General features: G+C 58.2%; 14 protein-coding genes. 7 read left to right on the forward strand and 7 right to left on the reverse strand.

All coding sequences use genetic code 11. The annotated features are described in order from the left end of the window. Genes dnaA through gyrB form a run of 4 tightly spaced genes read left to right on the forward strand, consistent with a single transcriptional unit; the run spans nucleotide 1 to nucleotide 6226 of the window. On the forward strand, nucleotides 1–1536 hold the full coding sequence (dnaA, locus tag AC54XV_RS00005) for a chromosomal replication initiator protein DnaA (RefSeq protein WP_024642351.1): 1536 nt from the start codon (nucleotides 1–3) through the stop codon (nucleotides 1534–1536). A 38-nt stretch (nucleotides 1537–1574) separates the two neighbouring features. Next, nucleotides 1575–2678 (forward strand): DNA polymerase III subunit beta, encoded by a 1104-nt coding sequence (gene dnaN / locus AC54XV_RS00010; RefSeq protein ID WP_003421522.1) that lies wholly within the window; start codon nucleotides 1575–1577, stop codon nucleotides 2676–2678. 22 nt (nucleotides 2679–2700) lie between these two features. Then, nucleotides 2701–3804 carry a DNA replication/repair protein RecF gene (recF, locus tag AC54XV_RS00015; RefSeq protein ID WP_003340176.1) on the forward strand — a complete coding sequence of 368 codons (1104 nt, stop codon included), beginning with the start codon at nucleotides 2701–2703 and terminating at the stop codon, nucleotides 3802–3804. Nucleotides 3805–3808: 4 nt separating this feature from the next. Then, nucleotides 3809–6226 (forward strand): DNA topoisomerase (ATP-hydrolyzing) subunit B, encoded by a 2418-nt coding sequence (gyrB, locus tag AC54XV_RS00020; protein ID WP_003340175.1) that lies wholly within the window; start codon nucleotides 3809–3811, stop codon nucleotides 6224–6226. Between the two features lie 54 nt (nucleotides 6227–6280). Here the strand turns inward: gyrB and AC54XV_RS00025 are convergent, their stop codons facing one another. The 3 genes from AC54XV_RS00025 to AC54XV_RS00035 are packed head-to-tail and all read right to left on the reverse strand — an operon-like array spanning nucleotide 6281 to nucleotide 9242. After that, nucleotides 6281–7168, reverse strand: a complete 888-nt coding sequence (locus AC54XV_RS00025; protein ID WP_060409249.1) for a transporter — start codon at nucleotides 7166–7168, stop codon at nucleotides 6281–6283. 27 nt (nucleotides 7169–7195) lie between these two features. Continuing rightward, entirely contained in the window at nucleotides 7196–8230 is a 1035-nt protein-coding gene (locus AC54XV_RS00030) for a phenylacetaldoxime dehydratase family protein (protein WP_011266125.1), read from the reverse strand. Nucleotide 8231: 1 nt separating this feature from the next. After that, a complete protein-coding gene (locus tag AC54XV_RS00035) occupies nucleotides 8232–9242 on the reverse strand; it encodes a nitrilase (protein ID WP_058399148.1) in 1011 nt (336 codons plus the stop codon). Nucleotides 9243–9408: 166 nt separating this feature from the next. Here AC54XV_RS00035 and AC54XV_RS00040 point away from each other — a divergent pair, with 166 nt between their 5' ends. Next, nucleotides 9409–10383: an AraC-like ligand-binding domain-containing protein gene (locus tag AC54XV_RS00040; protein ID WP_058399175.1), complete on the forward strand. Its 975-nt coding sequence runs from the start codon at nucleotides 9409–9411 to the stop codon at nucleotides 10381–10383. A 140-nt stretch (nucleotides 10384–10523) separates the two neighbouring features. On the opposite strand, the gene AC54XV_RS00045 is transcribed toward AC54XV_RS00040, so the two are convergent. The 4 genes from AC54XV_RS00045 to glyQ all read right to left on the reverse strand — a co-directional run bounded on the left by AC54XV_RS00045 (nucleotide 10524) and on the right by glyQ (nucleotide 14913). After that, on the reverse strand, nucleotides 10524–11294 hold the full coding sequence (locus AC54XV_RS00045) for a lysophospholipid acyltransferase family protein (protein ID WP_011266128.1): 771 nt from the start codon (nucleotides 11292–11294) through the stop codon (nucleotides 10524–10526). A 65-nt stretch (nucleotides 11295–11359) separates the two neighbouring features. After that, a complete protein-coding gene (gmhB, locus tag AC54XV_RS00050; RefSeq protein ID WP_003401440.1) occupies nucleotides 11360–11902 on the reverse strand; it encodes a D-glycero-beta-D-manno-heptose 1,7-bisphosphate 7-phosphatase in 543 nt (180 codons plus the stop codon). A gap of 12 nt (nucleotides 11903–11914) precedes the next feature. Then, nucleotides 11915–13969 carry a glycine--tRNA ligase subunit beta gene (glyS, locus tag AC54XV_RS00055; RefSeq protein WP_060409250.1) on the reverse strand — a complete coding sequence of 685 codons (2055 nt, stop codon included), beginning with the start codon at nucleotides 13967–13969 and terminating at the stop codon, nucleotides 11915–11917. After that, complete coding sequence (glyQ, locus tag AC54XV_RS00060; protein ID WP_002551326.1) at nucleotides 13966–14913, reverse strand: glycine--tRNA ligase subunit alpha; 948 nt, start codon at nucleotides 14911–14913, stop codon at nucleotides 13966–13968. The genes glyS and glyQ overlap by 4 nt, the downstream gene beginning before the upstream one ends. 80 nt (nucleotides 14914–14993) lie before the next feature. Between glyQ and AC54XV_RS00065 the strand changes: the two genes are divergently transcribed. Both AC54XV_RS00065 and AC54XV_RS00070 read left to right on the forward strand, forming a co-directional pair. Then, on the forward strand, nucleotides 14994–15545 hold the full coding sequence (locus AC54XV_RS00065) for a DNA-3-methyladenine glycosylase I (RefSeq protein WP_024642347.1): 552 nt from the start codon (nucleotides 14994–14996) through the stop codon (nucleotides 15543–15545). 38 nt (nucleotides 15546–15583) lie between these two features. After that, nucleotides 15584–16471: a lysophospholipid acyltransferase gene (locus AC54XV_RS00070; RefSeq protein WP_003401447.1), complete on the forward strand. Its 888-nt coding sequence runs from the start codon at nucleotides 15584–15586 to the stop codon at nucleotides 16469–16471. Nucleotides 16472–16581 lie beyond the last annotated feature (110 nt).

The following is a 16581-nucleotide window of genomic DNA, read 5'->3' on the forward strand; positions in this document are numbered from 1 at the left end:
GTGTCAGTGGAACTTTGGCAGCAGTGCGTGGAGCTTTTGCGCGATGAGCTGCCTGCCCAGCAATTCAACACTTGGATCCGTCCGCTACAGGTCGAAGCCGAAGGCGACGAGTTGCGTGTGTACGCACCCAATCGTTTTGTTCTCGACTGGGTCAACGAAAAGTACCTTGGTCGTCTGCTCGAGCTTCTCGGCGAACACGGTCAAGGCATGGTCCCTGCTCTTTCCTTATTAATAGGAAGCAAGCGCAGCTCAGCACCGCGTGCTGCCCCGAATGCACCCTTGGCCGCTGCAGCCTCACAGGCGCTGTCTGCCAATTCGGTCAGCAGCGTCTCGGCCCCGGCTCCTGCCACGGCCGCTCCAGCTGCTGCTGTAGCGACGCCTGCACCGGTTCAGAACGTTGCAACACACGACGAACCGTCGCGTGACAGCTTCGATCCGATGGCCGGTGCCAGCTCGCAACAAGCGCCCGCCCGCGCTGAACAACGTACCGTCCAGGTAGAAGGTGCGCTCAAGCACACCAGTTACCTGAACCGTACGTTCACGTTCGAAAATTTCGTCGAGGGTAAGTCCAACCAGCTGGCACGCGCTGCGGCCTGGCAGGTTGCCGACAACCCCAAGCATGGCTACAACCCGCTGTTCCTTTATGGCGGCGTCGGTCTTGGTAAAACTCACTTGATGCATGCGGTGGGTAACCACCTGCTGAAGAAGAACCCGAACGCCAAGGTCGTGTACCTGCATTCGGAGCGCTTCGTTGCAGACATGGTCAAGGCGTTGCAGCTCAATGCAATCAACGAGTTCAAGCGCTTCTACCGTTCAGTCGACGCGCTGCTGATCGATGACATTCAGTTTTTTGCCCGCAAGGAACGCTCGCAGGAAGAGTTTTTCCACACGTTCAACGCGCTGCTGGAAGGCGGACAGCAGGTCATTCTGACCAGCGACCGCTATCCCAAGGAAATCGAAGGTCTTGAAGAGCGACTCAAATCGCGTTTTGGCTGGGGCCTGACGGTTGCCGTCGAGCCTCCGGAGCTGGAAACCCGCGTGGCGATCCTCATGAAAAAAGCAGATCAGGCCAAGGTCGATCTGCCCCATGACGCAGCGTTCTTCATTGCCCAGCGAATTCGCTCCAACGTCCGCGAGCTGGAAGGTGCGCTCAAGCGCGTCATCGCTCACTCGCACTTCATGGGCCGCGACATCACCATCGAGCTGATTCGCGAGTCGCTGAAGGACTTGCTGGCGTTGCAGGACAAGCTGGTCAGTGTGGATAACATTCAGCGCACTGTCGCCGAGTACTACAAGATCAAGATTTCCGATCTGCTGTCCAAGCGTCGTTCCCGCTCTGTCGCCCGGCCTCGTCAGGTCGCGATGGCGCTCTCCAAGGAACTCACCAACCACAGTCTTCCGGAAATCGGTGACGTGTTTGGTGGCCGTGACCACACGACTGTCTTGCACGCATGCCGAAAGATCAACGAGCTCAAGGAATCCGATGCGGATATCCGCGAGGACTACAAGAACCTGCTGCGCACTCTGACTACGTGATAACGCCAGTGCAGCTCATCAAGGCAAGGGACTAGACCATGCATTTCACCATTCAACGCGAAGCCCTGTTGAAACCCCTGCAATTGGTCGCCGGCGTCGTCGAACGCCGCCAGACCTTGCCGGTTCTTTCCAATGTGCTCCTGGTCGTCGAAGGTCAGCAACTGTCGCTGACCGGTACGGATCTGGAAGTCGAACTGGTTGGCCGCGTCCAGCTGGAAGAGCCCGCCGAACCTGGAGAAATCACGGTTCCTGCGCGCAAGCTCATGGACATTTGCAAAAGCCTGTCCAATGACGCGCTGATCGACATCAAGCTCGATGATTCGAAACTGATCGTCAAGGCCGGTCGTAGCCGGTTCACCCTGTCGACTCTGCCTGCCAATGATTTCCCTACCGTTGAAGAAGGCCCGGGTTCGCTGACGTTCACTCTGGTGCAGAGCAAACTGCGCCGCTTGATCGAGCGCACCAGCTTTGCGATGGCCCAGCAGGACGTTCGGTACTACCTCAACGGCATGCTGCTTGAAGTGAGTGCCGGTATCTTGCGTGCGGTTGCCACCGACGGCCACCGCCTGGCCATGTGCTCGATGTCTGCCGATATCGAACATGCCGATCGCCATCAGGTGATCGTTCCACGTAAAGGTATTCTTGAAATGGCGCGCCTGCTGACCGAGCAGGACGGTACGGTCAGTATCGTTCTGGGTCAGCATCACATTCGTGCGACGACTGGCGAATTCACCTTCACCTCCAAACTGGTCGATGGCAAGTTCCCGGATTACGAGCGTGTGCTGCCTAAAGGTGGTGACAAGCTGGTGCTCGGTGATCGTCAGGCACTGCGTGAGGCGTTCAGCCGCACGGCGATTCTGTCCAACGAGAAGTACCGCGGCATCCGTCTGCAACTGGCCAGTGGTCAATTGAAGATTCAGGCCAACAACCCTGAGCAGGAAGAAGCAGAAGAGGAAATCAGCGTCGAGTACAACGGTGACTCGTTGGAGATTGGTTTCAACGTGAGCTACTTGCTCGACGTGCTGGGCGTCATGACCACCGAACAGGTGCGCCTGATTCTGTCTGACTCCAATAGCAGCGCCCTGGTGCAAGAGTCCGATAACGACGACTCCGCCTACGTTGTCATGCCGATGCGTCTGTAACTTCATGTCCAGCGCAACCTAGATGTCTCTTAGTCGCGTCTCGGTCACCGGGGTGCGCAATCTGCACCCGGTGACCCTCTCCCCCTCCCCGCGTATCAATATCCTCTACGGCGCAAACGGCAGTGGCAAAACCAGCGTGCTGGAAGCTATCCATCTGCTGGGCATTGCTCGCTCGTTCCGCAGCAGTCGCCTGCTGCCCGTCATTCAGTACGAGCAGCCTTCCTGCACCGTCTTCGGTCAGGTCGATCTTGCACAAGGTGGACACAGCAATCTGGGTGTTTCACGCGACCGCCAAGGCGAGTTCCAGATTCGTATCGATGGGCAGAACGCCAGAAGCGCTGCGCAGCTTGCAGAAATTCTGCCGCTGCAGCTCATCAACCCCGATAGCTTCCGATTGCTTGAAGGTGCGCCGAAGATACGCAGGCAGTTTCTGGATTGGGGAGTGTTCCACGTGGAACCTCGCTTTATGGCCACGTGGCAGCGCCTGCAGAAGGCCCTCAAGCAGCGAAACTCGTGGCTTCGGCATGGTACACTTGACGCCGCTTCACAGGCGGCATGGGACCGTGAGCTGTGCTCGGCAAGTGACGAGATCGATGAGTTCCGCCGGGCTTATATCAAGGCATTGAAGCCAGTCTTTGAACAGACTTTGAGCGAACTTGTTGAGCTTGAAGGTTTGACCCTGAGCTACTACCGAGGATGGGACAAGGAAAAAGAGCTAAGTACAGTGCTCGCCTCTTCCCTCCACCGCGATCAGCAAATGGGCCACACCCAGGCCGGACCACAGCGAGCTGACCTGCGCCTTAGATTAGGCGCGCACAATGCGGCAGATATTCTGTCTCGCGGTCAGCAAAAGCTGGTGGTCTGCGCACTGCGTATTGCTCAGGGACATCTGGTCAGCCAGGTCCGTCGCGGCCAGTGTATTTACCTGGTAGATGATTTGCCCTCCGAACTGGATGACAACCATCGACGCGCGCTTTGCCGCTTGCTGGAAGAATTACGCTGCCAGGTGTTTATCACCTGTGTAGATCAAGAATTTTTGAGGGAAGGCTGGCAGACGGAAACGCCAGTCGCTTTGTTCCACGTGGAACAAGGCCGTATCACCCAGACCCACGACCATCGGGAGTGATTGCATGAGCGAAAACCAAACGTACGACTCGTCCAGCATTAAAGTGCTGAAAGGACTTGATGCCGTACGCAAGCGTCCCGGAATGTACATCGGTGATACAGACGATGGCAGCGGTCTGCACCACATGGTGTTCGAGGTGGTTGATAACTCGATCGACGAAGCATTGGCAGGCCATTGCGACGACATCAGCATCATCATCCACCCAGACGAATCTATCACCGTGCGCGACAACGGCCGCGGTATTCCGGTAGACGTGCATAAAGAAGAAGGCGTGTCGGCAGCCGAGGTCATCATGACCGTGCTCCACGCTGGCGGTAAGTTCGATGATAACTCCTACAAAGTATCCGGTGGTTTGCACGGTGTAGGTGTATCTGTGGTTAACGCCCTTTCAGAGCTTCTGTTACTGACGGTTCGTCGTAGCGGCAAGATCTGGGAACAGACCTATGTTCATGGTGTTCCACAGGAACCGATGAAGATCGTCGGTGAAAGTGACAGCACAGGCACTCAGATCCACTTCAAGCCTTCCGCCGAAACCTTCAAGAACATCCACTTCAGCTGGGACATTCTGGCCAAGCGGATTCGTGAGCTGTCCTTCCTGAACTCCGGTGTAGGCATTGTCCTCAAGGATGAGCGCAGCGGTAAGGAAGAATTGTTCAAATACGAAGGCGGTCTGCGCGCATTCGTCGAGTACCTGAACACCAACAAAACGCCGGTCAACGAAGTGTTCCACTTCAACATCCAGCGTGATGATGGCATTGGTGTCGAGATTGCTCTGCAGTGGAACGACAGCTTCAACGAGAACCTGCTGTGCTTCACCAACAACATTCCGCAGCGTGATGGCGGTACTCACCTGGTGGGCTTCCGCTCTGCGCTGACGCGTAACCTGAACAACTACATCGAGCAGGAAGGTCTGGCCAAGAAGCACAAGGTCGCGACCACCGGCGATGACGCGCGTGAAGGTCTGACTGCGATCATTTCGGTCAAGGTGCCTGATCCTAAGTTCAGTTCGCAGACCAAGGACAAGCTGGTTTCGTCCGAAGTCAAAACGGCTGTCGAACAGGAAATGGGCAAGTACTTCTCCGACTTCCTGTTGGAAAACCCGAACGAAGCCAAAGCGGTTGTCGGCAAGATGATCGACGCTGCCCGTGCCCGTGAAGCTGCGCGCAAGGCGCGTGAGATGACTCGTCGTAAAGGCGCGCTGGATATCGCCGGCTTGCCGGGCAAACTGGCGGACTGCCAGGAGAAAGACCCTGCTCTCTCCGAACTGTACCTGGTGGAAGGGGACTCTGCTGGCGGATCAGCCAAGCAGGGGCGTAATCGTAGAACCCAGGCCATCCTGCCGCTCAAGGGCAAGATCCTGAACGTTGAAAAAGCGCGTTTCGACAAGATGATCTCTTCGCAGGAAGTGGGCACCTTGATCACTGCGCTGGGCTGCGGTATTGGCCGTGAAGAGTACAACATCGACAAGTTGCGTTATCACAACATCATCATCATGACCGATGCTGACGTCGACGGCTCGCACATCCGTACCCTGCTGCTGACCTTCTTCTTCCGTCAGTTGCCCGAGCTGATCGAGCGTGGCTACATCTACATCGCTCAGCCGCCGCTGTACAAGGTCAAGAAAGGCAAGCAGGAGCAGTACATCAAGGACGACGAGGCCATGGAAGAATACATGACTCAGTCGGCCCTTGAAGACGCCAGCCTGCACCTCAGCGAATCGGCGCCGGGTATCTCCGGTACCGCACTGGAGAAGCTGGTCAACGACTTCCGCATGGTCATGAAGACGCTCAAGCGCCTGTCGCGTCTTTACCCACAGGAACTGACCGAGCACTTCGTCTACCTGCCGCCGATCACCCTCGAGCAGCTGTCTGACCACGAGGGCATGCAAGCCTGGCTGGCACTGTTCGACGCGCGTCTGCGCACCGGCGAGAAGTCAGGTCTGGTCTACAAGGCCAGCCTGCGTGAAGACCGTGAACGTAACGTCTGGCTGCCAGAGGTCGAACTGATCTCCCACGGCCTGTCGAACTACGTCACCTTCAACCGCGACTTCTTCGGCAGCAACGACTACAAGACCGTTACCGCTCTGGGCGCGCAGATCAGCACGCTGCTGGAAGAAGGTGCCTACGTACAACGTGGCGAGCGCAAGAAGCCCGTCAACGAGTTCAAGGAAGCCCTCGCCTGGTTGATGGCCGAAAGCACCAAGCGCCACACTATCCAGCGCTACAAAGGTCTGGGTGAGATGAACCCGGACCAGCTGTGGGAAACCACCATGGACCCGAGTGTGCGCCGCATGCTGAAAGTCACCATCGAAGACGCCATCGGCGCTGACCAGATCTTCAACACCCTCATGGGTGATGCGGTCGAGCCACGTCGTGACTTCATCGAGAGCAATGCGCTGGCAGTGTCCAACCTGGACTTCTGATGAGCGTATGAGCAAACATCAACCCCGGCGAAAGCCGGGGTTTTTGTTTGTGCTCTAAAACAGTTTCGCCAGTCGCAGATTCAAGCGGGACTTTTCCTGGAAGCCCTCCTCCACTTCTACATCCCTGCCGAGTACGGCCTGGACCTGAATCGACGGGGTCAGCATGTGAGTAGCACTCACACGCAGGTAGGTAGTGCTTAGTTGATCGTCTTGATTGACGCCACCCACCCGGTTTTCTCCGCCATCAATATGGCCTCCACCAACGGCAAACCGGGTTTGCGGCGAAACGTTGTAGCTCAGGTAAGCCTGATATTCGTAGCGGGTCTTCTGTGCCAATGTGTCACTGCCTGAACCGTAATCATCGTTATCGCTGAACCATGAGACATCCGCAGCGGTGTCCAGAGCCCATCTGGCATTGAAGTGATGGATGTAGGCTGCTTGCAGCAAAAGACGCCAGCGGTTTTCACCCAGGTTGAGTGTGTCGTCGTTTTCGTAACTGCCGGTAGGCAAATAAAGGTAAGGCGCCACGGAAAAGACATCCTTATTTGCAGTGGCTAAGGTCCACTTTACCGGTGCGCCGAGAATCAGATCTCCGGCGCCGGTGGTCTGGCCAAGCGCGCTTGCCTCACCACCAGCCTTCAGATGTCCATAAGGCAGGATGAACTGTGGCTCTATCACCGCGTTGTTGCTCAGCGCAAACGAGTGGATATAGCGAAGCAGGCTGACATCGGTCTTGAGCCGAAAATCGTCCGAGACTTTTTGACCGTTGCTGTAAAAGTCCGAGCTTTCAGCGTGTTGTGCATAAACCAGCAAAGCGTTCATGCCGACAGGCAGCGGCTCATAATCGCCTGCGGTGATTTCCAGGGCATGAGTCACGGTCGACCAACACAGCATGGTAGAGCTGGCCAGCACTGAACGGGCAACCAGATTGAGTCTTTGCATATCTGTTTCCTCAAGGATTAATGCGTGTCAGCGGCTCAGCAAGCCGCTGCCGGGGTGGCAATTGAGGTATTCGAAATACTGGGCCTCACGGGGGATCACCGCGATCTCATGGTAGAGGCGTAACTGGACCTGGAAGTTGAGGGTCTGTACGTACTGCATGAAGCCGCCGAAGATCGCCACATGAGTGGGATGGGTCTTTGCCCAACGCTCCAGGTTGCTCAGGTCATCGAACCAGGCGAGGCCGAAGCTCTTCTCCAAAGGCTCGCCGCTCTCGTTGTCCAGCGCTTGCATGAAGCGACAGCTCAGGCAGCCGACGGTGGCGCCTTCGTCGCGCAGAAACGTCATGCCGGTCTGCAACACGGGCTGTATGTCGTTCAGGTACAGATCACGTTCCTGTCCGGTGGTGCTGCTCCAGTCCTGCCCGGAGCGAATCAGGCACAGGTTGTCGCGACCGGACATACGCACCCTGCCAGCACGCAGCACGTCCGCACTTGAAGGATTGCTGCTACCTGCCAGTGCATCAGTCTGGGCAAAAGGGATACGGTCGCGGGAACTGCCCCAGTACGCGTGTTCCTGAATAGGCTCACTCATGTGAGTGGCCAGGTGAGTAACACCTTCGGGCACATCCGGGGCGGAGAACAATGTTTCGAAACGCTCCGTGCTGGGGCAAACGACCTCTAGGAACCATCCCAGCGGCCCTGTTTCACGAGCCGGATCCTGCCACCAGCGCAAGAACCCCGAGCTGTTTCGCCACCGATTGAAAGCGTCCACGTCGTGCCAGTAAGCGATGGCTATGCAGGTATGGAAACCATCGGCGTCCACGCAACATGCGCTGTCCCAATACCGCGGGCCTGAGTCGCTATCAAACCAAGCGGTTATCGCTGCCAGTTCTGGCAGACCTACCGGATGCAGGGACTGGACGCCGAAATAAGCCATCACCACCTGCCCTGCCAGCGGATCGAAACGCGCGGACCATGCAGGAAAAGGTGGTTGATAGCCCTCGGGCAGATTGCTGTTCAGCTCACGTGGCTTGCGCAGATGTTCAGGAATCGCTGAGTGCATGTCACACCTCCAGCGCGATGTCAGGCCGAAGCAGCTCGATGGACTCGCTGCTGATCGGCAGGCCTGGCAGATCGACTACACATGGAGTGGGATTGGGATTGAACATCAGACGAGTGACGTCGGGACGTGAGTAATGTCCAGCCGGGTCGGCTGCTACTTTGGCCAAGGTCAATGCGGCTGGATCAAGTGTTGCGTAGAGCAGACCTTCCTCATGTTCGCCCAATGGGGTCGCCAGATCACTTCCGTCCGGACCGAAAATCCGTGCGTGCCCGCCACCGGCCTGCAGCAGGCTGCGTTTGGCATCACTGTCGCAAAGCATTTCGATCATTTCAGGGGAAACGATTGCACAGGGTGCGAGGACGAAGCATTGCCCTTCTGCGGCATAAACCCGCGAAGCCGCAGTATTGACCTCGGGGCCCAGGGCGCTCGTGGCGTTGCGGTACAGGCTGAAGCTTGGCCAGGCCGCTACGTGAATCTGTTCGTTCTGTGCGTACATGGCGTACTTGGAAAGCGGTTGCAGGTGCTCCCAGCAGCAAAGCGCACCGAGAACACCGACAGGGGTTTCAAAGGTACGCAATGATGCCCCGTCGCCTTCGCCAAACATCGTACGTTCCACATGAGTAGCCTTGAGCTTGCGACGCACGCCAACCGTTTCACCGTGATCGTCGATGATCCACTGACCGATATACAGCGACGCGTTGTTGCGCTCGCTGTAACCGAGCACCACATAGAGACCGAGATGGCGAGCCGCATCGCTGATACGTCGGGCCTGAACACTGTCCAGCACCAGAGACTGCTGGTGATAACGCTGCACCAACGGCATGTTCCAGGCCGGTGCGTCGAGCCACAAGAACCACGGATAGCCCGGAATCCACGTTTCCGGGAATGCAATCAGACCGGCTCCGGCGGCTGCCGCCTGCTCCATCAGGGTTATGGTCTTGTCTACGGTGGCGTCCAGATCCAGGAACACGGGCGCAGCTTGCACACAGGCGACTTTCAGAGGGTCTTTCATCGTCAAAACTCGAATGGCTGTTGGATGGCCACAGGCTATGAGCTTTCCTGACGACGGTATTAGGACGAAAAGGAACGGCTTTTTGACTGGAAGGGATAGGCTGACAGGGATGGTTTCAGACTTGCATGGCGATTGGCTCGACGCATCGAAGTGCAGGTTGAACGCGATGAGCATCTATTTCGATACCAACAGCATTGTCGTGCGGGAACGGGCAGAGTTCTGGCAGGAAGTGGTGTGCAGTACTTTCGTGCCATTGGAATGTGCCTTCCCGGATCGACAAAACTTCCAGGGTCGTTTGCGCTCGCATAGCGTCGCAGGGCTTGGCTTGGTTGAAGTACAGGCCTGCGAGCAGACGGTCGTTCGAGATACCTCGAGTATTTCGCGCAGTGACGACGAGTTCGTATTGGTGAGTCTGGCGCTTGAAGGCCGGGCGCAGGTTTCTCAGGAGGGACGCGAAGCGATATTGGAGGTCGGCGACTTTGCTATCTACGACACTCGTCGCCCTTACCGACTGCACTTCGACAGTGCGTTCAGTCAGACCGTGGTGCAAATCCCGCGCAACAGTCTGCAGCAGCGCCTGTGCAATCTGGAGTATCTGACCGCTTTATCCATGTCTCGCGATAACCCGCTCAATGGACTGGTCTTCGACTTTTTTACCGGTCTCGCTGCACTCGAGAACCGGGTAGGCGAATCGCAGCAGGCGCGGATAACCGAGCAAGGGCTGGACTTGTTGGCAATGGCTTTGTCCGAAAGAGTCAAAGGGCAGGCACAAGGTTCGAGACGCAGTGGCTTACTGCTGCGCATCAAGGACCATATTCAGGCCAACCTGGCAGATACAAAACTGTCTCTGGCCAATGTCAGCGCCCGATTCGGAGTCAGCACGCGCTATGTCAGCAGCCTGTTTCAGGATGAACAGACCTCGTTCGGGCGCTACCTGTTGGGCTCCCGGCTACAACGCTGCGCCAGTGATCTGCGCGAGCCATTACTCGCCAATCGACAGATCAGCGAGATCGCTTGGCGTTGGGGATTCAGTGATGTCGCTTACTTCAGCAGAGTCTTCCGCCAGCGCTTCGGAGCGCCTGCAAGGGAATATCGGCTTGAAACTTCGCAAACCCCGCGCATAAAAAAACCGACCTCTTAAAGGTCGGTTTCTGATACATCATCAAAACTTATGCACGTTTTTCCGGTTTTTATAGCCTGAAAAAATATGTATACGAATTAACAGGTTAGACAGCCTTTTTCAGCGATTTCAGAAAAACCGTACACAGGTTATCCACAAAATCACGCCGGGACTTTTTCGGGGGTGGCTGCAGGCTCGACAGGCGAACCCATTGCGCGTTGTGTGTCTTCATTCCAGGCCTGCACACGCTCATTCAACGCAGCAATGGCACGTGGGCCTGTGCCTTCTGCATACATCGGCTCGCCGATCACCACTTGAATGGTGCCTGGCTTTTTTGCCCAGCCGTCGCGAGGCCAGTACTTGCCTGCGTTGTGCGCGACAGGCAGCACGGGCAGGTCGGCGTTCACTGCCAGTGCAGTTCCACCGCGTGAGAATTTGCCGACCTGGCCGTAAGGCACGCGTGTGCCCTCCGGGAAGATCAATACCCAGACGCCATCCTTGAGCAGCTCGTCGCCCTTCTTGGCAATCTCCCTGAGTGCGGCTTTCGGGTTTTCGCGGTCGATGGCGATCGGGCGCAGCATTGCCATCGCCCAGCCAAAGAACGGCACGTACAGCAGTTCACGCTTGAGGACCTGACTCATCGGCTCGAAATACGCCGACAGAAAGAAGGTCTCCCAGGTGCTCTGATGGTTGGAGATGATCACGCAGGGGGTTTTCGGTACGTTCTCGGCGCCAGTTACTTCAACCTTGATGTTCAGAAACACCTTGGTCAGCCAGATGGCGCAGCGGCACCAGTAGACGTTGATGAAGCGATAGCGGGCTTTGAACGGCAGAAAAGGCGCAATGAAAAAACTCAATGTGCACCACAGCAGCGAGCTGGTGCCCAGCAACAGGTAAAAGAAGAAGGTCCTGATTGCCTGCATGATCGACATAGTTACGTTTACCGTACGGGCAGGTGCCCGCTCCTTGAGCGTCCTGAACCTGAAGAGCTGATTGTTCAGTGAGTGCTGTTGTGGATAAGTTCTGCGGCAACTGCCGCCAGATCGTCAAAAATCAATGTGCCTGCCGGCACTCCGCCTTCCATCGTCTTGCGGCCTTTGCCGGTCATTACCAGCACAGGCTGAGAATCGACGGCCAATGCGGCCTGCAGGTCACCCTTGCTGTCGCCCACGAACCAGAGACCTTTGAGGTCCGCTGCGTAATGACGGGCGATGGCCCGCAGCATGCCGGGTTTGGGCTTGCGGCAGGTACAGCCATCGTCTGGCCCATGCGGGCAATAGACGATCAAACCGAGCTCGCCGCCCTGCTCTGCCACCAGCTTGCGCAAGCGCACGTGCATGGCATCCAGAGTGGCCAGATCGTAATAACCTCGGGCAATGCCCGACTGGTTGGTGGCGACGGCCACCGTCCAGCCGGCCTTGCTCAGCGCTGCGATAGCTTCGATCGAGCCAGGAATGGGCAGCCATTCCGCCACCGACTTTATGTAAGTGTCGGAGTCATGATTGATCACGCCATCCCGATCGAGTATCAGCAGTTTCACAGCGACTCCTTGTCAGCCCAGCAGCGAGATGTCGGCGACGCCGAGGAACAGGCCGCGCAAACGCGACAACAGGGCATAGCGGTTGGCACGCACGTTGGCGTCTTCCGCGTTGACCATCACGGCTTCGAAGAACGCATCGACCGGCTCACGCAGCATCGCCAGGCGCGCCAGCGATTCACTGTACTGACGCTCGGCAGCCATCGGCTGGATCGCGTGATCGGCCTGCTGGATGGCCGAGTACAGCGAGAACTCGTTGGCGTTATCGAAATACTTGGGCTCGACGGTCTGGGCAATGCTGCCCTCGGCCTTGCTCAAGAGGTTCGATACACGCTTGTTCACTGCGGCCAGTGCAGCGGCCTGTGGCAGTTTGCGGAAGGCCTGAACCGCCTGGACGCGCTGATCGAAATCCAGCGCCGAAGCCGGTTGCAGCGCACGCACCGAGAGGTACACCGCCACGTCGACGCCTTCGTCTTCATAACGCGCACGCAGACGATCGAAGATGAAGTCGAGAACCTGTTCCGCCAGACCGGCCGGCTTGATCTTCGCGCCGAACTGCGCGACGGCGAATTTCACCGTTTCGATCAGGTTCAGGTCTAGCTTCTTCTCGATCAGGATGCGCAGGATGCCCAGTGCTGCACGACGCAGGGCATACGGGTCCTTGCTGCCGGTAGGCAGCATGCCGATACCGAAGATACCGACCAGCGTATCGAGCTTGTCGGCAATGGCCACCGCAGCACCGGTCAGTGTGGTCGGCAGTTCGGCACCCGCGCCACGTGGCATGTACTGCTCGTTGAGCGCCAGCGCGACATCTTCCGGCTCGCCGTCGGCCTTGGCGTAGTAGTAACCGGCAATGCCCTGCATTTCCGGAAACTCGCCGACCATCTCGCTCGACAGGTCGCACTTGGAGAGCAGACCGGCCCGCGCAGCACGCTGGGCGTCGCCGCCGATGCGCGGTGCGATGTAAGCGGCCAGTTTCGACACACGCTCGGCCTTGTCGAACACGCTGCCCAACTGCGCCTGGAACACGACGTTCTTCAGGCGATCGTTGAAGGTTTCGAGCTTCTGCTTCTTGTCCTGCTTGAAGAAGAACTCGGCGTCGGTCAGGCGTGGACGAACCACCTTCTCGTTACCGGCGATGATCTGTGCCGGGTCCTTGCTCTCGATGTTGGCCACGGTGATGAAGCGCGGCAGCAGCTTGCCGTCGACATCCAGCAGGCAGAAATACTTCTGGTTGTCCTGCATGGTGGTAATCAAGGCTTCCTGAGGGACTTCCAGGAAGCGCTCTTCGAACGAGCACACCAGCGGAACCGGCCACTCGACCAGACCGGCCACTTCGTCCAGCAGGCTTGGCGGCACGATGGCGGTGCCTTCCTGCTGGGTGGCCAGCTCGTCGACGCGTTTGCTGATGATCTGGCGACGTTCGTTGAAGTCGGCCAGTACATGAGCGGCGCGCAGGTCACTGAGGTAACCGGCAGGCGAGGAAATGCGCACGTCTTGCGGATGATGGAAGCGATGACCGCGCGAATGACGACCCGCGCTCTGGGCGAGGATCGTGCAGTCCACCACCTGATCACCGAACAGCATCACCAGCCACTGGGTCGGCCGCACGAACTCTTCCTTGCGAGCACCCCAGCGCATGCGCTTGGCAATCGGCAGGTCGTTCAGCGAGTCTTCGACGATGGTCGGCAACAGCGACGTCGTCGGCTTGCCGAGGATGGTCTGGCTGTAACGCAGTTTCGGACCGCTCTGATCGATTTCGCTCAGGTCGACGCCGCACTTCTTGGCGAAGCCCAGGGCGGCCTGAGTCGGGTTGCCGTCGGCATCGAACGCGGCCTGACGCGGTGGGCCGTCGAGGTTGACGCTGCGATCCGGTTGTTGCGTGGCCAGTGCGGTAATCAGCACGGCCAGACGACGCGGTGCGGCGTAGACCTGTTTGGCGCTGTAGGTCAGACCTGCGCCTGCGAGGCCTTTTTCAATACCGGCGAGAAACGCATCGGCCAGCGAGACGAGGGTCTTGGGTGGCAGTTCTTCGGTGCCCAGTTCGACCAGAAAATCTTGAGCACTCATTGCGCTGCCTCCAGCTTGGCCAACACTTCATCGCGTAGATCGGGCGGCGCCATCGGGAAGCCGAGACGGGCCCGGGCCTGCAGATAGGCCTGAGCCACCGAACGGGCCAGCGTGCGCACGCGCAGAATGTATTGCTGACGCGCCGTCACGGAAATCGCGCGACGGGCATCCAGCAGGTTGAAGGTGTGCGAGGCCTTGAGGACCATTTCGTAGCCGGGCAATGGCAGCTCCAGCTCGATCAGGCGTGCGGCTTCGCTTTCGTAGAAGTCGAACAGCTCGAACAGCTTGTCGACGTTGGCGTGTTCGAAGTTGTAGGTCGACTGCTCCACTTCGTTCTGGTGGAACACGTCGCCGTAGGTCACTTTGCCGAACGGGCCGTCAGCCCAGACCAGATCGTAGACCGAGTCCACGCCCTGCTGGTACATCGCCAGACGCTCGAGGCCGTAGGTGATTTCGCCGGTAACCGGGTAGCACTCCAGACCACCGACCTGCTGGAAGTAGGTGAACTGCGAGACTTCCATGCCGTTGAGCCAGATCTCCCAGCCCAGACCCCAGGCGCCCAGCGTCGGCGATTCCCAGTTGTCTTCGACGAAGCGCACGTCGTGCACCAGCGGATCGAGACCGATGTGCTTGAGCGAGCCCAGGTACAGTTCCTGGAAGTTGTCCGGGTTCGGCTTGAGAATCACCTGAAACTGGTAATAGTGCTGCAGGCGGTTCGGGTTTTCGCCGTAACGGCCGTCAGTCGGGCGACGGCTTGGCTGTACGTAAGCGGCGTTCCAGGTTTCCGGGCCTACGGCGCGCAGAAACGTGGCAGTGTGGAACGTGCCGGCGCCTACTTCCATATCGTAGGGCTGAAGTACCACGCAACCTTGTTCTGCCCAGTATTGCTGGAGGGCGAGGATCAAGTCTTGGAAGGTACGCACGGCTGGCGTAGGCTGGCTCACAAATTTCACCTGTGCTGGGCTGCGATTCAAAGAGCGGGAGTATACCCGATTCGGCCGCACGTCCACTCCTTGGGAGCCCTATGACACGCTGCTTTTGGTGCAACGAAGACCCCCTGTACATCGCATATCACGATCAGGAGTGGGGAGTGCCGCTGCGCGATGCGCAGAAGCTCTTCGAGTTGCTTTTGCTCGAAGGGTTCCAGGCCGGGCTGTCGTGGATCACGATTCTCAAGCGGCGCGCGCGTTATCGCGAAGTGCTGCACGGTTTTGACGTCGAGCGCCTGGCGCAGCTGAGCGATGCCGAAATAGAGGCGCTGATGCTTGATCCGAGCATCATCCGCAACCGCCTCAAGCTCAAGGCGGTGCGCACCAATGCGCGGGCCTGGCTGGAACTGGAAGACCCGGTCGCGCTGCTCTGGTCGTTTGTCGGTGGTACCCCGAAGATCAATCACTTCAAGGATCGCAGCGAAGTCCCGGCGATTACCGCCGAGGCCGAAGCGATGAGCAAGGCACTGAAAAAGGCCGGTTTCACCTTTGTCGGGCCGACCATCTGTTACGCCTACATGCAGGCCAGCGGCATGGTCATGGACCACACTGTCGATTGCGATCGGTATGCGATCCTGAGCCGCTGACGGTTACACTACCCGCCTCGAGAATCTGGGAGTCATCTGTGGATAAGTTCAAAGGCGCCGTAATGGTCGGGGCGTTGCGATTGTTTGCGCTGTTGCCATGGCGCGCGGTGCAGTGGACAGGCACCGCGATTGGCTGGCTGATGTGGAAGCTGCCCAACCGCTCGCGGGAAGTGGCGCGGATCAATCTGTCCAAGTGCTTCCCCGAGTTGAGCGAACCCGAGCTGGAAAAGCTCGTCGGCCGCAGCCTCATGGACATCGGCAAGACCTTGACCGAAAGCGCCTGTGCGTGGATCTGGCCGGCACAGAAATCGATCGACCTGGTGCGTGAAGTCGAAGGGCTCGATGTGCTCAAGGACGCGCTGGCGTCCGGTAAGGGCGTGGTGGGTATCACCAGTCACCTGGGCAACTGGGAAGTGCTCAATCACTTCTACTGCAGCCAGTGCAAGCCGATCATTTTCTATCGTCCACCCAAGCTGAAAGCCGTGGACGACCTGTTGCGCAAGCAGCGTGTGCAGTTGGGCAACCGGGTGGCGGCGTCGACCAAGGAAGGCATTCTCAGTGTCATCAAGGAAGTGCGCAAAGGCGGCTCGGTGGGTATTCCGGCCGATCCGGAGCCGGCTGAATCAGCCGGTATCTTCGTGCCCTTCTGCGGCACCATGGCCCTGACCAGCAAGTTCGTGCCGAACATGCTCGCAGGCGGCAAGGCAGTCGGCGTATTCCTGCACGCCATGCGCCTGCCGGACGGCTCGGGTTACAAAGTGGTACTCGAAGCGGCGCCCGAAGCGATGTACAGCACCGACACCGAAACCTCGGCAGCGGCGATGAGCAAAGTGGTCGAGAAATACGTGCGGGCGTACCCGAGCCAATACATGTGGACCATGAAGCGCTTCAAGAAACGCCCGCCAGGTGAGGCGCGCTGGTACTAGAAAGGATAGGACGCGGAGCGTCCAGAACGGCATGCCCACGCTGGAGCATGGGCACGATCGTGTTCCTGCAGACACCTATCGTTCCTCACGCTCCGCGTGGGAATGCCGTG

The organism is Pseudomonas fragariae (ex Marin et al. 2024), from assembly GCF_059621105.1.